At 35.3% G+C, this 19,049-nt stretch carries 19 protein-coding genes; 17 read left to right on the top strand and 2 right to left on the bottom strand.

Annotated elements, in window-relative coordinates; translation table 11 throughout:
• Positions 1–9 precede the first annotated feature (9 nt).
• Positions 10–798: an anti-sigma factor gene (locus JJL45_RS06855; RefSeq protein WP_067149648.1), complete on the top strand. Its 789-nt coding sequence runs from the start codon at positions 10–12 to the stop codon at positions 796–798.
• Positions 799–871: 73 nt separating this feature from the next.
• Here the strand turns inward: JJL45_RS06855 and aqpZ are convergent, their stop codons facing one another.
• Complete coding sequence (gene aqpZ, locus JJL45_RS06850) at positions 872–1,558, bottom strand: aquaporin Z (RefSeq protein ID WP_068602501.1); 687 nt, start codon at positions 1,556–1,558, stop codon at positions 872–874.
• Between the two features lie 154 nt (positions 1,559–1,712).
• Between aqpZ and JJL45_RS06845 the strand changes: the two genes are divergently transcribed.
• The 6 genes from JJL45_RS06845 to JJL45_RS06820 all read left to right on the top strand — a co-directional run bounded on the left by JJL45_RS06845 (position 1,713) and on the right by JJL45_RS06820 (position 8,032).
• Entirely contained in the window at positions 1,713–1,916 is a 204-nt protein-coding gene (locus JJL45_RS06845; RefSeq protein WP_067149645.1) for a membrane or secreted protein, read from the top strand.
• 7 nt (positions 1,917–1,923) lie between these two features.
• A complete protein-coding gene (locus JJL45_RS06840) occupies positions 1,924–3,036 on the top strand; it encodes a glycosyltransferase (RefSeq protein ID WP_068602502.1) in 1,113 nt (370 codons plus the stop codon).
• The gene (locus tag JJL45_RS06835) at positions 3,027–3,572 is read left to right on the top strand and encodes an RNA polymerase sigma factor (RefSeq protein ID WP_068602503.1); all 546 of its coding nucleotides are present in this window, start codon (positions 3,027–3,029) and stop codon (positions 3,570–3,572) included. Before JJL45_RS06840 ends, JJL45_RS06835 begins: the two co-directional genes overlap by 10 nt.
• A 295-nt stretch (positions 3,573–3,867) precedes the next feature.
• The gene (gene lipA / locus JJL45_RS06830) at positions 3,868–4,749 is read left to right on the top strand and encodes a lipoyl synthase (RefSeq protein WP_068602504.1); all 882 of its coding nucleotides are present in this window, start codon (positions 3,868–3,870) and stop codon (positions 4,747–4,749) included.
• 2 nt (positions 4,750–4,751) lie between these two features.
• Complete coding sequence (gene gap, locus JJL45_RS06825; RefSeq protein ID WP_068602505.1) at positions 4,752–5,762, top strand: type I glyceraldehyde-3-phosphate dehydrogenase; 1,011 nt, start codon at positions 4,752–4,754, stop codon at positions 5,760–5,762.
• Positions 5,763–5,794: 32 nt separating this feature from the next.
• A complete protein-coding gene (locus JJL45_RS06820) occupies positions 5,795–8,032 on the top strand; it encodes an ATP-binding protein (protein ID WP_068602506.1) in 2,238 nt (745 codons plus the stop codon).
• On the opposite strand, the gene lpxK is transcribed toward JJL45_RS06820, so the two are convergent.
• Positions 8,019–9,026 (bottom strand): tetraacyldisaccharide 4'-kinase, encoded by a 1,008-nt coding sequence (gene lpxK, locus JJL45_RS06815; protein WP_068602507.1) that lies wholly within the window; start codon positions 9,024–9,026, stop codon positions 8,019–8,021. The genes JJL45_RS06820 and lpxK overlap by 14 nt on opposite strands.
• A 215-nt stretch (positions 9,027–9,241) precedes the next feature.
• Here lpxK and JJL45_RS06810 point away from each other — a divergent pair, with 215 nt between their 5' ends.
• The 10 genes from JJL45_RS06810 (at position 9,242) to JJL45_RS06765 (ending at position 18,940) form a co-directional block, all read left to right on the top strand.
• A complete protein-coding gene (locus JJL45_RS06810) occupies positions 9,242–10,336 on the top strand; it encodes a Nif3-like dinuclear metal center hexameric protein (RefSeq protein WP_068602508.1) in 1,095 nt (364 codons plus the stop codon).
• Between the two features lie 3 nt (positions 10,337–10,339).
• Complete coding sequence (locus JJL45_RS06805; protein ID WP_068602509.1) at positions 10,340–11,119, top strand: zinc ribbon domain-containing protein; 780 nt, start codon at positions 10,340–10,342, stop codon at positions 11,117–11,119.
• 97 nt (positions 11,120–11,216) lie between these two features.
• On the top strand, positions 11,217–11,675 hold the full coding sequence (locus tag JJL45_RS06800; RefSeq protein WP_068602510.1) for a hypothetical protein: 459 nt from the start codon (positions 11,217–11,219) through the stop codon (positions 11,673–11,675).
• A gap of 238 nt (positions 11,676–11,913) precedes the next feature.
• Positions 11,914–12,573, top strand: coding sequence for a peptide-methionine (S)-S-oxide reductase MsrA (msrA, locus tag JJL45_RS06795; protein WP_068602511.1), 660 nt, complete (start codon positions 11,914–11,916; stop codon positions 12,571–12,573).
• A gap of 55 nt (positions 12,574–12,628) precedes the next feature.
• A complete protein-coding gene (locus JJL45_RS06790; RefSeq protein ID WP_068602512.1) occupies positions 12,629–13,279 on the top strand; it encodes a hypothetical protein in 651 nt (216 codons plus the stop codon).
• A gap of 225 nt (positions 13,280–13,504) precedes the next feature.
• Entirely contained in the window at positions 13,505–14,779 is a 1,275-nt protein-coding gene (kynU, locus tag JJL45_RS06785) for a kynureninase (protein WP_068602513.1), read from the top strand.
• A 35-nt stretch (positions 14,780–14,814) separates the two neighbouring features.
• Positions 14,815–16,233, top strand: a complete 1,419-nt coding sequence (locus JJL45_RS06780) for an FAD-dependent oxidoreductase (protein WP_068602514.1) — start codon at positions 14,815–14,817, stop codon at positions 16,231–16,233.
• A gap of 5 nt (positions 16,234–16,238) precedes the next feature.
• Positions 16,239–16,643 (top strand): RidA family protein, encoded by a 405-nt coding sequence (locus JJL45_RS06775; RefSeq protein ID WP_068602515.1) that lies wholly within the window; start codon positions 16,239–16,241, stop codon positions 16,641–16,643.
• A 62-nt stretch (positions 16,644–16,705) separates the two neighbouring features.
• Positions 16,706–18,142 carry an aldehyde dehydrogenase gene (locus tag JJL45_RS06770; protein WP_068602516.1) on the top strand — a complete coding sequence of 479 codons (1,437 nt, stop codon included), beginning with the start codon at positions 16,706–16,708 and terminating at the stop codon, positions 18,140–18,142.
• A gap of 15 nt (positions 18,143–18,157) precedes the next feature.
• Positions 18,158–18,940 (top strand): SDR family oxidoreductase, encoded by a 783-nt coding sequence (locus JJL45_RS06765; protein WP_068602517.1) that lies wholly within the window; start codon positions 18,158–18,160, stop codon positions 18,938–18,940.
• The last annotated feature ends 109 nt before the right edge of the window (positions 18,941–19,049 follow it).

Raw genomic sequence — 19,049 nt, 5'->3', positions numbered from 1 at the left:
ATTTAAGTCATGAATGAGAAAGTACAAGCTTTTTTAAATTCTGGCCTACTAGACAAATATCTATTAGGGGATACTTCTTCTGAAGAAACGAAACAAGTAGAATCCTATATTTCAAGATATCCAGAAGTACAGAATGCCTACAACACCTTGCAGTTTAATCTAGAGGTTGTTGCAAAAAGTCAGGCTATTGAGGCGCCTAAGCACATCTTAGATTCTATTTTAGATGAATTAGACGAGAAGCCTGTTATTGAATTAAAGCCTCAGAAAAAATACAAGAAATGGTATAAATTTAGTGTTGCAGCTAGTATTGCAGCGTTAATTTTTGCTGGAACATCGTTTATCTTTTACAATCAAAATCAAAAACTTTCACAAGAGAACCAAGTGGTTGTTGAAGAAATATTTGATTTACGTAGTGATATCGATAAGCACAATGAGATGCTTGACAGTATGATGAGACAGCTTTTAAAGCTCAATAATCCAGAAACAGAAAAGTATATTATTTCAGGAAATGAGCGTGCTAAAGATTTAAAAACGGTGGCATACATTAATGCTAAAGAAAAAACATCCATGATTGATGTGGTTTCTCTACCACAGCTACCTGAAGAACAATGTTACCAAATTTGGGCAGAATTACAAGGTAAAATGGTAAATCTAGGTATTTTAGATAAAGCTGACAGAAAATTAAGAAACATCCCCTACATGGAAGATGTTCAAGGTTTAAGTATTACTATTGAACCTAAAGGAGGCAATAATGTAGCCTCTAAAGAAAACTCTGTTGCAGAAATTAGTTTACATTAATCCATTTGATAACTCTCAAAAAAGCCTCGCTCTTCACAGAACGAGGCTTTTTCATTATAGAAATATCACAATTTTATTCTTTATCAAATAATGCTTTATGCACAAAGCCTGCCACAAGTGCTCCCGCTATTGGCGCCAACCAAAACAACCATAATTGTGTGATATACGCACCGCCTGCAAATAAAGCCTGACTTGTAGACCTCGCAGGGTTAACAGACGTATTTGTTATAGGGATACTTATTAAATGTATTAATGTAAGTCCTAAACCAATAGCTATTGGGGCAAAACCTTTAGGCGCTCTTTCATTCGTACTTCCTAAAATAATAAGAAGGAAAAACATGGTTAATAGAAATTCAGCTATAAATCCTGACATCATAGAATACCCTCCTGGCGACAAATTCCCATAGCCATTTGAAGCAAAACCTCCAATAGTTTCAAAATCAGATTTCCCTGTAACAATAACATACAAAGCTCCTGCTGCCACAATACCTCCTAGTACTTGAGCTATAATATAGCCAAACAAGTCTTTGGTTTCAAATTTCCCTCCAGCCCATAAGCCAAAGGACACGGCTGGATTAAAATGTCCGCCAGAAATATGACCTACAGCATAAGCCATTGTTAAAACTGTTAATCCGAAAGCTAGGGCTACGCCAGCAAAACCAATTCCAAGCTCGGGAAATCCAGCCGCAAATACAGCACTACCACAACCTCCAAAAACAAGCCAAAACGTTCCAAAAAACTCTGCAAATAATTTTTTCATAATAATATGTTATTCGATTAGTGTATTAAATGTACAAATAATTAATAAACAAAGACTTACTTTTTTAGCAGTGTCTTAACATTTTTTTGGAGATTATCTTATAATATTCATGATCTAAAAATCGTATCTTTGCACAAACAATTACAAGATTAAAATGAAACTTTTATTAATTACCATTGTTCTGTTAGGATTAGGAGTTGCAGGTATTGCGATTAAAATTTGGGCCAAAAAAGATGGCAAATTTGCTGGTACTTGTGCGAGTCAAAACCCTATGCTTAATAAAGAAGGTGAGTCTTGTGGTTTTTGTGGAAAAACACCAGATCAGTTTGCCGATTGTAATGAAACTTCACATTCGTAACTAGTCTATGCCCCTACTTTTTGTTCTGCTCTACCTCTTTTTAGTGGTAGTAGCTATTCAAACCATCTTTTTCTTAGGCGTTTACTCTAAATTTGTGTTTTCTAAAGATAAACAGAGTGATAATTCAAGTCTTCCTGTATCAGTTATTATTTGCGCTAAAAACGAGGCTGAAAACTTAAAAACATTTCTACCCTCAATTTGTGAACAAGATTATCCAAACTTTGAGATTGTTCTTATAAACGATGATTCCACGGATGATACTTTAGACGTCATCGAAGCATTCGCTAGCCAATACAGCAACATTAAAATAGTTAACATAAAGAGCATTGAGGCCTTTTGGGGCAATAAGAAATATGCCTTAACCTTAGGTATTAAAGCCGCAAAATATGAATACTTATTATTTACGGATGCTGACTGCGAGCCTGTTTCTACCCATTGGATTTCAGAAATGAGCAACCATTTTTCAAAAGAAAAAAGTATTGTACTAGGTTATGGTGGCTATTTGAAAATTAAGAATTCATTTTTAAACAAGCTTATCCGCTACGAAACCCTTATCACTGCAGTAAATTATTTTTCATTTGCTATGTCAGGGATGCCATATATGGGGGTTGGTAGAAATTTAGCTTACACCAAAGAGGAGTTCTTTAATGCTAACGGATTTATTAATCACATTAAGGTACGCTCTGGTGATGATGATTTATTTGTTAACCAAGTCGCTACTCCAAAAAATACAGCCTGTGCTTTTTCAGAAAACAGCTTTACGCTTTCAGTTCCAAAAAAAAGCTATAAAGCCTGGTATCTTCAAAAACGACGTCATGTTTCGACTGCACAGCATTACAAAGCTTCCCATAAGATCCTTTTAGCTTTATTATACATATCAAATTTTCTGTTTTGGGTTTTAGCACTTGTTTTATTTATGGCCCAAATAAAGTGGCAAATTATTCTAGGAGCCTTCGTCCTACGATTAAGTTTACAGTATTTGATATTAGGTCTAGCTTCAAAAAAGCTAAAAGAAACCGATTTAATTCTTTTATTTCCTTTATTAGAATTTTTCTTAATCATTACACAATTAACTATCTTTATAAATAATATCATTTCAAAACCCAAGCATTGGAAATAGATCTCATTATCAAAAGTGCCAAACAAAAGGACCAAAAAGCCTTTAATCATTTGTTAGATATGTTTTGGGATGATGTTTACGGGTTTCAACTTAAGCGTACACAGAATGAAAATGACGCTGAAGATATTACCATTCAAACCTTCTCGAGAGCCTTCGATCGTATTGAAACGTTTAATGAAACTTATACATTTAAAACTTGGCTCATTACCATTTCAAAAAACATTCATATTGATTTACTTCGAAAAGAAAAGAATTCTATTTCGCAAGTGGGATTGAAATACAACCGTGAAGTTTTTGATATTCTAGACGAATCGCCATCTCCAGAAGACAAACTCATCACCGAGCAACATTTGGCCAAATTATTAAGGGATATTAAAAAGCTAAAACCGCATTATCAAGAAATTATAAACTTGCGTTATTTTCAAGAATTGAGTTACAAAGAAATATCGGAAGAACTTAATGATCCTATCAATAACGTAAAAGTCAAACTTCTACGTGCCAAAAAGCTTCTAGCCGAAATCATTTTAAAAAAATAATGTCTTTTAAGTTTAAAAACCTTGGACCGGGACTATTGCTTGCTGAAACTCCTGCTTGCATCTTTATAAAATACATCTAACGTTCCTTTATAACGGCATCTTTTCCCTCTTCATAAATCATACATTAATTTATAATAAGTATACTTCAAAAATTAGGTTATACTTCAATAAAACTTCAGGTTCTTAGTTCGATTGGCGTATTATTTCTAATCTTTTTTAGTGTTTGGTATCTCACTACCATATAAGCGTATTTTTATAGAATACTTTGTATCTTTGCATTCTATTTTTTTAGATTATGAATAACGAAATCACCTCGAATATATTACCAGCAGAACGTACACCAAAACCAAAATGGCTTCGTGTAAAACTTCCAACAGGAAAAAAATACACTGAATTAAGAGGCTTAGTGGACAAGTATAAATTAAATACAATTTGTACTTCTGGAAGCTGTCCAAATATGGGAGAATGCTGGGGTGAAGGTACAGCTACCTTTATGATTTTAGGTAACGTTTGTACCCGTTCTTGCGGATTTTGTGGTGTAAAAACAGGACGACCAGAAACGGTAGACTGGGATGAGCCTGAAAAAGTAGGCCGTTCGATTAAAATCATGAACATCAAACACGCCGTTTTAACTAGCGTAGATCGTGATGATTTAAAAGATATGGGAAGCATCATGTGGTCTGAAACAGTAAAAGCTGTACGACGCATGAACCCAGAAACCACCTTAGAAACTCTAATTCCTGATTTTCAAGGTATAGAAAAACACATTGACCGTATTATAGACGTCGCGCCAGAAGTGGTGTCTCACAACATTGAAACCGTGCGTCGTTTAACTCGTGATGTACGTATTCAAGCGCAGTACGATCGTAGCATGGGCGTTTTAAAATACTTAAAACAACAAGGTCAGCGTAGAACAAAATCGGGCATCATGCTCGGCCTAGGAGAAACTCGAGAAGAAGTGATCCAAACCCTTCACGATTTAAAAGCTCAAGATGTTGATGTTGTAACTATTGGTCAATACCTACAACCTTCCAAAAAACACCTGCCTGTTAAAAAATTCATCAACCCAGATGAATTTAAAGAGTTTGAAGAAATTGGTTTAGAATTAGGATTCCGTCATGTTGAAAGTAGTGCTTTGGTGAGATCTTCTTACAAAGCACAAAAACACATTAACTAATCATGATACGTGTTGCTATCAATGGTTTTGGTAGAATAGGAAGACGTGTTTTTCGACTCCTTCAAGAGCAAGAAAACATTGAAGTTGTTGCAATAAACGACTTATCTGATTCAAAAACTTTAGCACATTTATTAAAATACGACAGTGTACATGGTATTTTAAAAGGTGAATTTGCTTCCGATGAAGCTCACATCATATATAACGGTAAAAAAATACCATTAACAAATGCCGCTCACCCAAAAAATATCAATTGGCAACACCTTGCCATCGATTTTGTTATTGAATCCACAGGTAAATTCAAAACCAAATCAGAATTAAACGAACATATAAAAAATGGTGCAAAACGTGTTATTTTAAGTGTTCCGCCTATAGATGACGACATAAAAACCATTGTATTAGGCGTAAACACCGATGAACTTGATGGCAGTGAAACCATCATTTCAAATGCCTCATGTACGACCAATAACGCAGCGCCCATGATTGATATCATAAACAAACTTTGTGGTATCGACCAGGCTTACATAACCACAGTTCACTCCTACACTACCGACCAAAGTCTACATGATGTACCGCACCGAGATTTACGTAGGTCACGGGCTGCAGCGCAATCTATTGTACCTACCACAACTGGGGCAGCTAAAGCACTTACTAAAATATTTCCTGAAATTTCAAATGTTATAGGGGGCTGCGGTATTCGTGTGCCAGTTATTAATGGCTCGTTAACAGACATTACTTTTAATGTAAAAAAAACGGTTTCTCCAGAAGACATTAATCGTGCTTTTAAAGAAGCTTCACAAAATCAATATAAAAACATTTTAGAATACACCGAAGATTCTATTGTTTCTATAGATGTTGTTGGCAATACCCATTCGTGTGTATTCGATGCTCAAATGACTTCTGTAATAGGAAATATGGTTAAAATAATTGGTTGGTATGACAATGAAACTGGCTATTCTAAACGAATAATTGATTTAATTTGTTATTTGTCGGAAAAAGAAACTCCTACTCGGTAAAAAGTTTATATTTGTTTTGAATACCAACCGTCATGTCAAAATTTAAGACCTACTTATACATCATCGTATTGCTCTTGAACACAAGAGTCTCGGCGCAAATACCTATTGAACAAGACCCTGAAATTGTTCAAAATAATATCAATTACCGCATTAGTCAGTCGCAAACCGAACTAGAAAACTACCATTATTACAACGCCCAAAAAAACCTTGATGAAGCCTTAGAACTTGCCGAAAAAGTAGGCAATAAAAAAAGTGTAGGCGTTATTTATGCACTAAAAGGCCGTTTACAACTTATCATACAACAAGAAGACAAAGCCCTAAAATCTTTAAATAAAGCTATTGAAATCCAACGCATTATTAACGATAATAAAAACTTGGGTACATCGTATAAAATTTACGGTGATGTATATTTTTCTAAACAAGATTACTACGCTGCTTTAGATTCTTATACCGCAGCAAAATCTAAATTCCAAGAAGAAAATTTATATCGAGAACTTGCAGAAACCCTCTTACATGAAGGTAAAGTATATTTTCAATTAAGAAATTACAAAAAATCTCGAGACGTTACAGAACAAGCCTTAGCGATTTCTAAAAACTACGATTTTTATAAAACACAAAGTGAAGCTTTAAACAACCATGCGATTATTTATAGCAAGCTTGGCAACACAGAAAAAGCCATTGTTTCGGCTTTAGAAGGTTTAAATATTGCTAACAATCATAAGTACATGGATGTTACCAACGATAGCTACCTAATAATTAGTGACTTATACAATAGTATTGGCAACTATAAGCTTTCTAGAAAATACTTGAAAGACCACCTAAAACTCTCGGATTCCATTCGTAGTTTAAGCAGAACCTACTCTTCGAATAGTCAAGAAACACAATATCTTCTGAATGAGGAAATAGAAAAAAACAACGAGATTGTTGAAAAGTTAGAAAAAGCAGAAGAAGACAAAAACTTAGGAACACTAATTTCTATTTTGAGTGTGGCATTAATTACCATCCTTTCCCTTTTAACCTTATCTCTTTATAAAAACAATAACATTAGGCTAAAAACCAACACGATGCTCCATAAAAAAAATGGAGAATTAATAATAGCTAAAGAAAAAGCGGAACTAGCTTCTAAAACAAAAGCAAATTTCCTTTCTACCGTAACCCACGAACTCCGAACACCATTATATGCTGTAACGGGACTTAGCAACATGTTGCTCGAAGAAGACCCGAAGCCGGAACAAATACCTCATTTAAAGTCCTTAAAGTTTTCGGGAGATTATTTACTCACCTTCATTAACGACATCCTTCAAATTAACAAAATTGAAGCCAATAAAGTCGATATTGAGCCCGAGCCATTCAATTTAAAAAAGAAAATCACCAATATTATTTTGGCTTTAAATAATTCAGCTGAAGACAACGATATTAAAATTCATTTTGAATACCCACACGATCTCGCTGAAAATTTCATTGCCGATCAGCTAAAAATTTCACAAATTCTAATTAACCTCATCGGTAACTCTATAAAATTTACGAAAGGTGGTGACATTTGGATTCGTGTTAATAAAATAGCCCAAAACGATAAAATATACACCTTACGTTTTGAAATCGAAGATAACGGTATAGGTATCAGTCAAGAAAAACAAGATCATATGTTTGAAAGTTTTTCTCAAGGTTCCATTCAAATCAACAGAAAATATGGTGGTACCGGTTTAGGACTTTCTATTGTTAAAGGTTTAATAGATATTTTAAAAGGAAAAATATACGTTAATAGTGAATTGAATAAGGGCACCACATTCTTTTTTGAAATACCTTTAGAACATACAACGGTTGAAGAAGCTTTAGAAGGCAAATCAAACTATCCTGAAATAGATAAATCGCAACTAGACCTCTCTACGGTTAAGATACTTGTGGTAGAGGACAATAAAATAAATCAAATGATTACAAGAAAAATCCTTTCTAAAATGGAATTATCTTGTGATGTTATCGATAATGGTGAGGAAGCTGTTGAAATGATACGTCAGAATGACTATAATATCATCCTTATGGATATTCATATGCCTGGCATAAGTGGTATTGAAGCGACCAAGCGTATTCGAGAATTTGATAAAGACTTAACCATTTTTGCCCTTACTGCCGTGACGATAGAAGATAAAATGCAAGAATTTGAAGACGCTGGATTTACAGATATTATTCCAAAACCATTTAAGCAAGATGAGTTTGAGAAAAAACTATATAATGCTTTAGCTTCAAAGAAAAAGACGTCTAATAACGCTTAATAAATTTGGTTATTAAGTCATCAAATTTTTCATCGTTATCTATCTTAACCTGAATAGGCAGATAATACAACTTATCCTTTAAAACATCATACTGCTTTAATCGCATAAAATCCTTTTCGGTAGTTACAATGTGTTGCTTTTCGCGAAGTTTATCAATTTCCTGAGCTGTAAAATCGTGATGATCACTAAAATTTAAATGTTCAAAGTTTAAACCTTGTTTATTTAAAAACTGAACTAACGGTGTAGCATTGGCAATACCTGTAACCAAAGTAAAGGTTTTTAAATCATCAAGGGTTATGGTATTAGTTTCAGAAAATAAAGTTTCAGAATAGGCAATGGTACTAAAAAAAACGTGCTGATGTTTTTCAGGATTTATCCGTTTTATAAACGTTTCCTTTTGAGCCGCATTTAAATCCGAAGGACATTTAGTTACTACAATAACATTAGCACGCTTTGCTCCTGCTCTCGGCTCTCTTAAGTCGCCCGTTGGTAAAACGATATCATTAAAATAAGGATTAGAAAAAGTAGTTAAAAGCACATTAAAACCAGCTTTTACTTTTCTGTGCTGATAGGCATCATCCAACAAAACAATGTCTGGTTTAGATGGCAATTCTTGCAGTTTAGAGATACCATGTTGCCGATTAGAATCTACAGCAACCTGAATGTCTGCTTTAAATTTATTGTAAAACTGAAACGGCTCATCACCTATAGCTTTCGCTGAAGCATGGGCATCGGCCAACACGAAACCTTCTGTTTTACGTTTATAACCACGACTTAAGGTAGCCACCTTATAATTAGTTTTCAAAAGCCTTACCAAGTACTCAATCATGGGTGTTTTTCCCGTGCCACCAGCACTTAAATTCCCAACACATATCACAGGAAAATTATAAGATTTAGACTTTTTAATCTCCAAATCGTATAATTTATTCCGCAGCCAAGTCACCATAAAATAAATGGGAACCACAGGAAGCAATAGGTATCTTAAAATTTTCATGACAACGAAAATATAATATTTATATTTGTTATACCATTTTCACTGTAAAATGACTTTAATAAAAAGCAGGTATTTTTTGTTTAGACTAAAAAGAAAACGCAAGCATAGCCATAGCTACGGTTAAGTTTTATTTTGAAGTATAAGCGAAAAAGATCGAATTTTAAAATGTTATTTTTATGATAAAAAGGTAATTAACACCAATACCATTAAATTATATGATCGTTCAAGACGTCATCAATCATTTAGAAGTGTTAGCCCCTTTAGCTTACGCTGAAGATTTTGACAACGTAGGCCTGTTAGTAGGCGATAAACAGTCGGAAATTACAGGGATTTTAGTCGCTTTAGACACGCTTGAAGCTGTTGTTGATGAAGCCATACAAGAGAACTGTAACCTCATTGTTAGTTTTCATCCCATTATTTTTAAAGGACTTAAAAAGATAACTGGAAAAACCTATGTGGAGCGCGTGGTTTTAAAAGCCATTAAGCACGATATTGCTATTTACACCTTACATACCGCTTTAGACAATGCTTTGTTAGGCGTGAATGACATGATTTGCAACCAATTAAATTTAACAGGTAAGCAAGTTTTAATTCCGCAAAACGCCACTATTAAAAAATTAGTGACTTACGTCCCAAAATACGAAGCACATTTATTACGTAGTGCTTTATTTGAAGCCGGGGCAGGAAATATTGGTAATTACAGCGAATGCAGTTTCAATGTCGATGGTTACGGCACCTATAATGGTAACGAAGATTCCAACCCTACTCTAGGAGAAAAAGGACGCGTACATACCGAAGAAGAAACAAAAATATCGGTAACATTCGCCAAGCATCTGGAGTCGAAAATACTACACACCCTTTTTGACACCCATTCGTATGAAGAAGTGGCTTACGAAATTACCACTTTAGAAAACAAAAATCAGGACATAGGTATTGGTATGATTGGCGAACTAGAAACCGCTATGGAGGAAGAAAAATTCCTAGCATATGTTAAAAACAAAATGAATACCGAATGTATTCGACACTCTGCCTTTCTCAATAAAAACATTAAAAAAGTGGCAATTTTAGGCGGCTCGGGTAGTTTTGCTATTTCTGCGGCTAAAGCGGCTGGTGCTGATGCCTTTATAACAGCCGATTTAAAATATCATGATTTTTTTACTGCTGAAAATAACATTCTTCTCACAGATATCGGACATTATGAAAGTGAACAGTACACAAAAAATCTTTTAGTAGCATATCTTAAGAAAAAAATTACTAATTTTGCAATCATTTTATCAAAGACAAATACCAATCCTGTTAAGTATTTTTAAAGTATGGCCAAAAAGAAAGAAGTAACTGTTGAAGAGCGCTTAAGAGCTTTATACGATTTACAACTCATAGATTCTCGTGTAGACGAAATAAGAAATGTTCGTGGTGAACTTCCTTTAGAAGTTCGTGATTTAGAAGATGAAGTTGCTGGATTAAACATTAGATTAGATAAACTTATTTCTAATTTAGAAGTAATTGACAACGATATCGCAGGAAAGAAAAACTTAATTGAGGAATCTAAATCTTTAATTAAGAAATATACCGAGCAACAAAAAAATGTTAGAAATAACAGAGAATTTAATTCTTTAACTAAAGAAGTTGAATTTCAAGAATTAGAAATTGAATTAGCTGAAAAGCACATTAAAGAATTCAAAGCTCAAATCGAGCAAAAGAAAGAAGTTATCTCTGAAACTAAAGAGCGTTTAAAAGAGCGTGAAAACCACCTTAAGCACAAAAAAGGTGAATTAGATGCTATTCTATCTGAAACAGAGAAAGAAGAGCAAGCTTTAATTCAAAAATCTGAAGAATATAAAGAGCAAATTGATGATAGATTAGTTGCTGCTTATATCAGAATTAGAACTAATGTAAAAAATGGTTTAGCAGTAGTGCCAATTGAAAGAGGTGCTTCTGGAGGATCATTCTTTACTATTCCACCACAAGTACAAGTTGAAATTGCTTCACGTAAAAAAGTGATTACAGACGAGCATAGTGGTCGTATTTTAGTAGACGCTATTTTAGCTGAAGAACAAAGAGAAAAAATGGAAAAACTGTTTTCTAAACTGTAATAATCCGTTTTCACCTGTAAATATTAAAGCCTTCACTTTGTGGAGGCTTTTTTTATTTCCCTTATATTTACTAAACTAATTAATAAATCCATTTTAAATGAAAAAACTATTCATTCTTACCGCCATTTTAAGTAGTTATATAAACTATGCCCAAACTAATGATTATGTTGAATTGACGCGTTCTATCTTAGACGTTGAAACAAAAGAGGCTATTACTGAAGTCATGACTTTAAACGAAACGCAAAGTGCACCCTTTTGGGAAGTATACAACCAATACGAAACTGAAAATCATTCTGTTAAAAACAAAAGAATAGCTTTAATAAAAGATTATGCTAAAAATTACGAAAGTATTTCTAACGAAAAAGCAGATGAATTAGTAAATGACCTTCTTGCATTTAAGGCAGAAGACCTCAAACTTAAGAAGAAATATTATAAGAAAATGAAAAAGATTATTCCCGCGACAGAAGCAGCAAAATTTCTTCAAGCCATCAATAAAATTGACGACTTAATTAATGCAGAACTAGCTCTAGATGTGCCTTTGGTTGAAACTAAATAGCACCAATTAGAACCTAAATTGAGGCTTAAATAGATATTCTATTATATGTCATATTGGGTCTGTCGAAATATCTCTTAATCCATAACGAATAAGGGTTTCGACAGGCTCAACCTAACGAACACGCCATTAAAAGGCGCTATAGATGACTACTTTCTCATCATATCACTTAACTATAAAACTAAAATCAGAATAAGGTTTCCTATATTTTTTCGTCTATACTTTAAGAAACTTATTTATGATGAAACAGATATTACCACTTTTAACTTTTATCCTATTTTTTAGTTGTCAAAATTCCGCTCAAAGCAACACAGCACAACAAGAAGTTATAAACTCCAACCCCGTAGAAATACCCATAGAAAACGGCAAAGCAAAAGCCTACTTTGCTAGTGGTTGTTTTTGGTGCGTTGAAGCCATTTACGAGAGTGTAAAAGGCGTTGAGGAATCGATCTCTGGTTATGCTGGTGGTCACACTAAAAACCCAACATACGAAGCAAGCAACACCGGAAGAACTGGCCATGCCGAGGCCGTTGAAATTATATACGACCCTAAAATTGTGTCTTTTGAAACACTGGTTGATGTGTATTTCGCTTCGCAAGATGTCACTCAGGTAAACGGACAAGGAAACGACAAAGGTTCGCAATATCGATCTATCATTTTTTATCAGAACGATGCACAAAAACAAATAATCTTAGAAAAGAAATCGGCGTTAGCGCAACAACTTGGGGTTAAAATTGCCGCAGAGGTTTATCCTTTTCAAAAATTTTGGGTAGCAGAAGATTACCATCAAGATTATGAAAAAAACCACCCTAACAACCCTTATATTAAAAATGTATTGATTCCCCGTCTTAATAGATTTAAAGCTAATTTCCCTAAAGAACTATTAAAAGACAGCCATTAATCTTTTTCATGGTTTCAAGACACTAAAATTCTTTTAACTTTGAAAAAAAATAACCATGAAAAACATTTTTATAATCTCATGTTTAGCCTTGTTGTGCTTGGCATGTAAAAAAGAATTAACACCTCAAGACATCGCACAAAACATAGCGGATGCCCATGGTTTCGAAAACTGGAGCCAAGTATCAGAAATCCAATTCACTTTCAATGTTGACAAAGACAGCATGCACTTTGAAAGAGCTTGGAAATGGAACCCGAACACCAATGAAATTACGCATTATAAAAGAAGGGATTCTATACAATACAACGGATCTAAAATAGATTCGACATTAGCACAAACAGATCGCGGTTTTATAAACGATAAATTTTGGTTGCTTATCCCTTTTCAGCTGGTGTGGGATTCCGATATAACTTTTTCAGAAGTAACAAAAACGGAAGCCCCAATAAATAAAAAGCAGCTTAACAAATTAACCATTACCTACCCTAACAAAGGCGGTTATACCCCTGGCGATGCTTATGATATTTTTTATGATGATGATTATTTAATTCGCGAGTGGATTTTCAGAAAAGCCAATCAAGAAGAACCATCTATGATGACCACTTTTGAAAATTATCAAGATTTTAATGGGCTTAAATTGGCTTTAGAACACAAAAAACCTGAAGACTCTTGGCGTCTTTACTTTTCGGATGTCAACGTGGTAACCAAATAAATAATCAGTTACTCGACATCTAAAACGTATTATATTTACGTATATAAGGTATAGTTTTAAATATTCCGCGTCATGCGTCTATATATATTAAAGCGCTTAAATCAATGGTTTAAGCGCTTTTCCTTTTTAAAACAGTCTCGTTTCTAAACTGACAAGTGCTTTAAAGTAGCTTCTTTTCTAACATTATAATCCGTATTTTTGTTATAAACCCTAAACATTTCCACTGTGTTCACTCATAAACTAGGTCTTGAATATGCTTTAGAACAAGATGAAAGCGACGAATTAAAATCTTATAGAAATCAATTTCATCTTCCTAAGGATAAGCACGGAAACAATCTCATCTACATGACGGGTAATTCCTTAGGCCTGCAACCCAAACAAACCAGTGCTTATGTACATAAAGAGCTTGATGACTGGGCCAAACTAGGCGTTGAAGGTCATACTACAGGCGATACACCATGGTTAGCTTATCATGAATTTTTAACGAAAAACATGGCTGATGTAGTCGGTGCAAAACCGATTGAAGTTATTGTTATGAATACGCTTACCACCAACCTTCATTTGATGATGGTTTCCTTTTACAAGCCCACAAAATCTCGTTATAAAATTTTAATTGAAAGCGATGCGTTTCCTTCAGACAAATATGCTGTTGAATCACAGCTCAGACATCATGGGTTTGACGACCAAGAAGGCGTTATCCAATGGAAACCTAGAGAAAATGAAGAGTTACTACGTTACGAAGATTTAGAATCAATTCTCCAAAAAGAAGGCGACCAAATTGCACTCATTTTAATTGGCGGTATCAATTATTACACAGGACAATATTTCGATTTAAAACGCATTACCAAACTTGGTCATCAATACGGATGTAAAGTAGGTTTTGATTGTGCTCATGCCGCAGGGAATGTGGTATTAAATCTACATGATTCTGGAGCCGATTTTGCAGTTTGGTGTACCTATAAATACTTAAACTCAGGACCTGGAAGTCTTGCAGGTTGTTTTATTCACGAACGCCATGCTCATAACAAAAACCTAAACCGCTTTACGGGCTGGTGGAGTCACAATAAAGCCACTAGGTTTAACATGCGTGATGACTTTGATCAGCTTCCGGGAGCAGAAGGTTGGCAACTTAGCAACCCGCCTATCCTATCTATGGCCGCCATTAAAGCCTCATTAGACCTGTTTGAAGAAGTGGGTATTGAAAGGCTTGTAGAGAAATCACAAAAATTAACCAGTTATTTTGAGTTTTTACTGAAACAATTAGGCGAAGATACCATTCGAATTATCACACCTACGAACCCTAATTCTCGAGGCGCCCAGCTATCCATTCAGGTAAAAAACGCTAATAAAACGCTACACGACCAATTAACACAAGCAGGTATTATAAGTGATTGGCGCGAACCCGATGTTATTCGCTGCGCTCCAACGCCTTTTTATAACAGCTTTCAAGATGTATATCTTTTGGTTGAGCAGTTGAAAACTATTTTAAGTACGCCATAATTTAAACCCGGTCACCGCATTAAAAGTTAAATAACATGGATAACAAACAACAAAACATACTTATTATTGGCGCTGGACTTTGTGGCGCTCTACTCGCTTTGCGTTTGGGGCAGCGTGGTTTTAATGTTGCAGTTTACGAAAAACGCCCAGACCTTAGAACAACCAAATTAAGCTCTGGCCGTTCAATAAACTTAGCCTTTTCCGATCGTGGTAATAAAGCCATGAAACTAGTGGGTTTAGAAGAAAAAGTAAAGACGCTTTGTATTCCCATGCATGGCCGCATGCTCCACGATAAAAATGGTGATACGGTACAATCAAATTATAGCGGAAGAAAACATGAATACATCAATTCTGTATCAAGAAACGATTTAAATGCCCTTCTTTTAGATGAAGCTGAAAAACATGAAAATGTCAATTTTTATTTTGATAAAACGTGTCAGTCTGTTGATTTAGAAAAAACTACGGCTTTGTTTACAGATGGCGAAACACAAAAAGATTTCATTGAAGATGCCGACGTTATTATTGCCGCCGATGGTGCTGGCTCTGCTCTTAGGAAAAGTTATTTTCAGGATCGTGATTTTCTGTTTAGTTTTTCTCAGGACTACCTCTGCTATGGTTATAAAGAACTGAGTATTCTACCAAATGAAAACGGTGAGTATCTCGCTCACAAAAATGCCCTTCATATTTGGCCTAGGCTAAGTTTTATGCTTATTGCATTACCAAACCTTGATGGCAGCTTTACGGTAACTCTATTTTTAAGTTACACCGAAGGCACTTATAACTTCAACAATCTGGATACCGAGCAAAAAGTTCTCGATTTTTTCAAAGAAGAATTCCCCGATGCCCTACTAATCATGCCAAATTTGGCGACCGAATTTTTCAAAAACCCCACTTCGCCACTAGGCACTATTAAATGCTCGCCTTGGCATTATAAAGGCAACACCCTTTTAATGGGCGATGCGGCCCATGCTATTGTTCCGTTTTACGGCCAAGGAATGAATGCTGCTTTTGAAGATGTTGTGGTACTGGATTCGGTTTTAAATTTGAATTTAGAAAATTGGGAGGCCACTTTTAAAACCTATGAAAAACATCGTAAAAAAGACACCGATGCTATTGCCGATTTAGCCATTGACAATTTTCATGAAATGAAAGAACATGTTGCAGACCCTATTTTTCAGGAAAAAAGAAAATTAGAAATGCTACTTGAAAAAAAGTTCCCGCTTCAGTACAACTCCAAATACGCTATGGTGACCTTTAATGAAAACATAGGCTATGAAGTAGCGATGCTTAGGGGACGTGCTCAGGATCGTGCGATTTTGAACTTATTAGCAAACGGCGATATTTCTGTAAATTCCAAAGCAAGCATGGGCGAATTGCAAGAGGCATTAGATAAAATAAACCACGATACAAACAAAATTCTTGAAGATCATAGAAATGCCGATTTAAGATACTAACTACTATGAAAAAAGCTGTAACACCACGCGGTGCCTATCCACTTACTAAACGCGTAGGCGATTTTATTTTTGTTTCAGGCACGAGTTCTAGGCGCCCTGACAACAGTATCGCAGGGGTTGATATTATTGACAATCTAGGCACCAAGCACTTAAATATTGAGGTTCAAACCCGTGAAGTTTTAAAAAATATAGAACACCTTTTAAAACAGGAAAACGCCACTTTAGATGATGTTGTGGATGTAACCACCTTTTTAGTTAATATGAATGATTTTGCTGGATACAATAAGGCTTACGCCGAATTTTTCAATACGGAAACTGGCCCAACACGTACCACTGTTGCCGTACACCAATTACCTCACCCCGATTTGATTATTGAAATAAAAGTGATGGCGTATAAAAAAGTACATTAAATAGAACGTGGTTAAAACATTTGAAAGGAATCGCATCTATATGACGCTTTACAAAAGAAATCATGAAAATTAAAAACTTCATAAACGGAATCTTTACTAATCCTAAGTCAGATACATGGTTGGATAATTATAATCCAGCCATCGGAAAAGTATACTGCCAAATCCCTAATTCGTCAAAAGAAGATGTTGAATTGGCCTATCAAGCAGCCGAAAAAGCTTTTCCCTCATGGTCGCAAACCACTTATGAAGCCCGCAGCCGGATTTTAATAAAAATTTCGGAACTCATAGAAAGTCAGCTAGAGCAGTTTGCCTTAGCTGAAAGTAAGGACAATGGCAAACCCTTACATTTAGCCAAGTCTATGGATATTCCGCGAGCGGCACTTAATTTTCGTTTTTTTGGACAGGCAATTACACAGTTTTCCAGTGAAAGTCATGACAGCGTCGGGTTAGATGCTATAAATTTTACTTTGCGCCAACCCATTGGTGTGGTAGGCTGTATTTCGCCATGGAATCTACCACTTTATTTATTCACCTGGAAAATAGCACCTGCACTAGCAGCAGGGAACTGTGTTGTAGCTAAACCCAGTGAAATCACACCCATGACGGCTTATTTGTTAGGCGATATTTGCAATGAAGCTGGCTTACCTCCTGGCGTTTTAAACATTGTTCACGGCGAAGGTCGCAGTGCAGGACAAGCTATTGTAGAACATTCAAAAATAAAAGCCATATCCTTTACTGGCGGTACTAAAACTGGTGCTGAAATCGCTAAAACTACAGCACCACTATTCAAAAAAACATCTTTAGAATTAGGAGGAAAAAACCCCAATATCATTTTCGCTGATTGCGATTATGAAGATATGCTTAACACCACGGTACGATCATCGTTCGCTAATCAAGGACAAATATGTTTATGTGGCAGTCGTATTTTTGTTGAAGCTTCGATTTATGATAAATTTAAAACCGATTTTATTGAAAAAGTAAAACAACTTAAAGTTGGTCATCCATCCGAAAGCAGTACCGATGTTGGTGCCATCGTATCCAAAAATCACTTAAATAAAATATTAGAATATATAGAAATTGCGAAAACTGAAGGTGAGATACTTTATGGTGGCAACCCAGTTAATGTTCCAAGTTTTGAAAACGGTTATTATTTAGAACCTACGGTAATTGAAGTAAAAACAAACCGTTGTCGTATAAACCAAGAAGAAATTTTTGGCCCTGTAGTAACCATCATGCCTTTTGAAACTGCTGCAGAGGTTGTTAATATCTCCAACGATTCCAATTACGGACTATCAGCTACTATTTGGACCAATGATTTAAAACGCTGTATGCGAATAACACGTCAGTTAAACGTTGGTATTGTTTGGGTAAACACCTGGTTACTCCGTGATTTAAGAACCCCTTTTGGAGGTATGAAAGCTTCTGGACTTGGACGTGAAGGCGGCTTGGAATCTTTGCGGTTTTTCACAGAAACAAAAAATGTATGTATTAAATATTAAGTAATTAGACATCTTATGGATTTAAAAATAAAAAATAAAAATGCCTTAGTTTGTGGAAGCACTCAAGGTATAGGTAAAGCAACAGCCATAGCACTTGCTCAAGAAGGTGTAAACGTAACCTTAGTAGCTAGAAATAGAGACAAATTAAAAGCGGTTTTAGCCGAATTACCAAATACAGAGCAACATAGCTACATTGTTGCCGATTTTGCCAACCCCAGAGATTTACAGGAGCAGGTTATAAAATTCATTGAAAGAAATCATGGGTTTCATATCGTTATTAACAATACAGGTGGACCAAGAAGCGGTGCCATTGTTACCGCAAGCCTAGAAGAGTTTGAAAATGCCTTTACCATGCACATCAAATGCAATCATGTTTTAGCTCAGGCCACAATACCTTTTATGAAAACAGAAGGTTTTGGCCGTATCGTCAACGTCATTTCTACATCTGTAAAAGAACCCATCCCTGGCTTGGGCGTAAGTAATACTATTAGAGGGGCTGTGGGTAATTGGAGTAAAACACTTTCCAACGAGGTGGCGCCTTTTGGAATCACGGTGAACAATGTGCTTCCTGGGTTTACAGATACCGAACGCTTAGCTGAAATTATAAAAATTAAAGCCAACGCCGAAAACACCAGTATAGAAAACATGACAGAAACCATGAAAAACTATGCTCCTGCAAAACGTTTTGCACAACCTGAAGAAACAGCCAACGTCATCACCTTTTTAGCGAGTGAAGCAGCGAGCTATGTTACTGGGGTTAACATTCCGGTTGATGGTGGCAGAACGAAGTCGCTTTAAACTAGATTCATACGATGTTTAAAGCTTTTTATTTTTTATCTTTAACTTCATATTTCGTTTGACAATTAACTCAAACACCCAATTTGAGTTTCTTCCTTAAGAGCCTGAT

The organism is Tamlana sp. s12 (assembly GCF_016767215.1).
Lineage (GTDB): Bacteria > Bacteroidota > Bacteroidia > Flavobacteriales > Flavobacteriaceae > Pseudotamlana > Pseudotamlana agarivorans.
The sequence above is the reverse complement of the archived record's forward strand: the minus strand, read 5'-3'. Positions and strand labels throughout refer to the sequence as shown.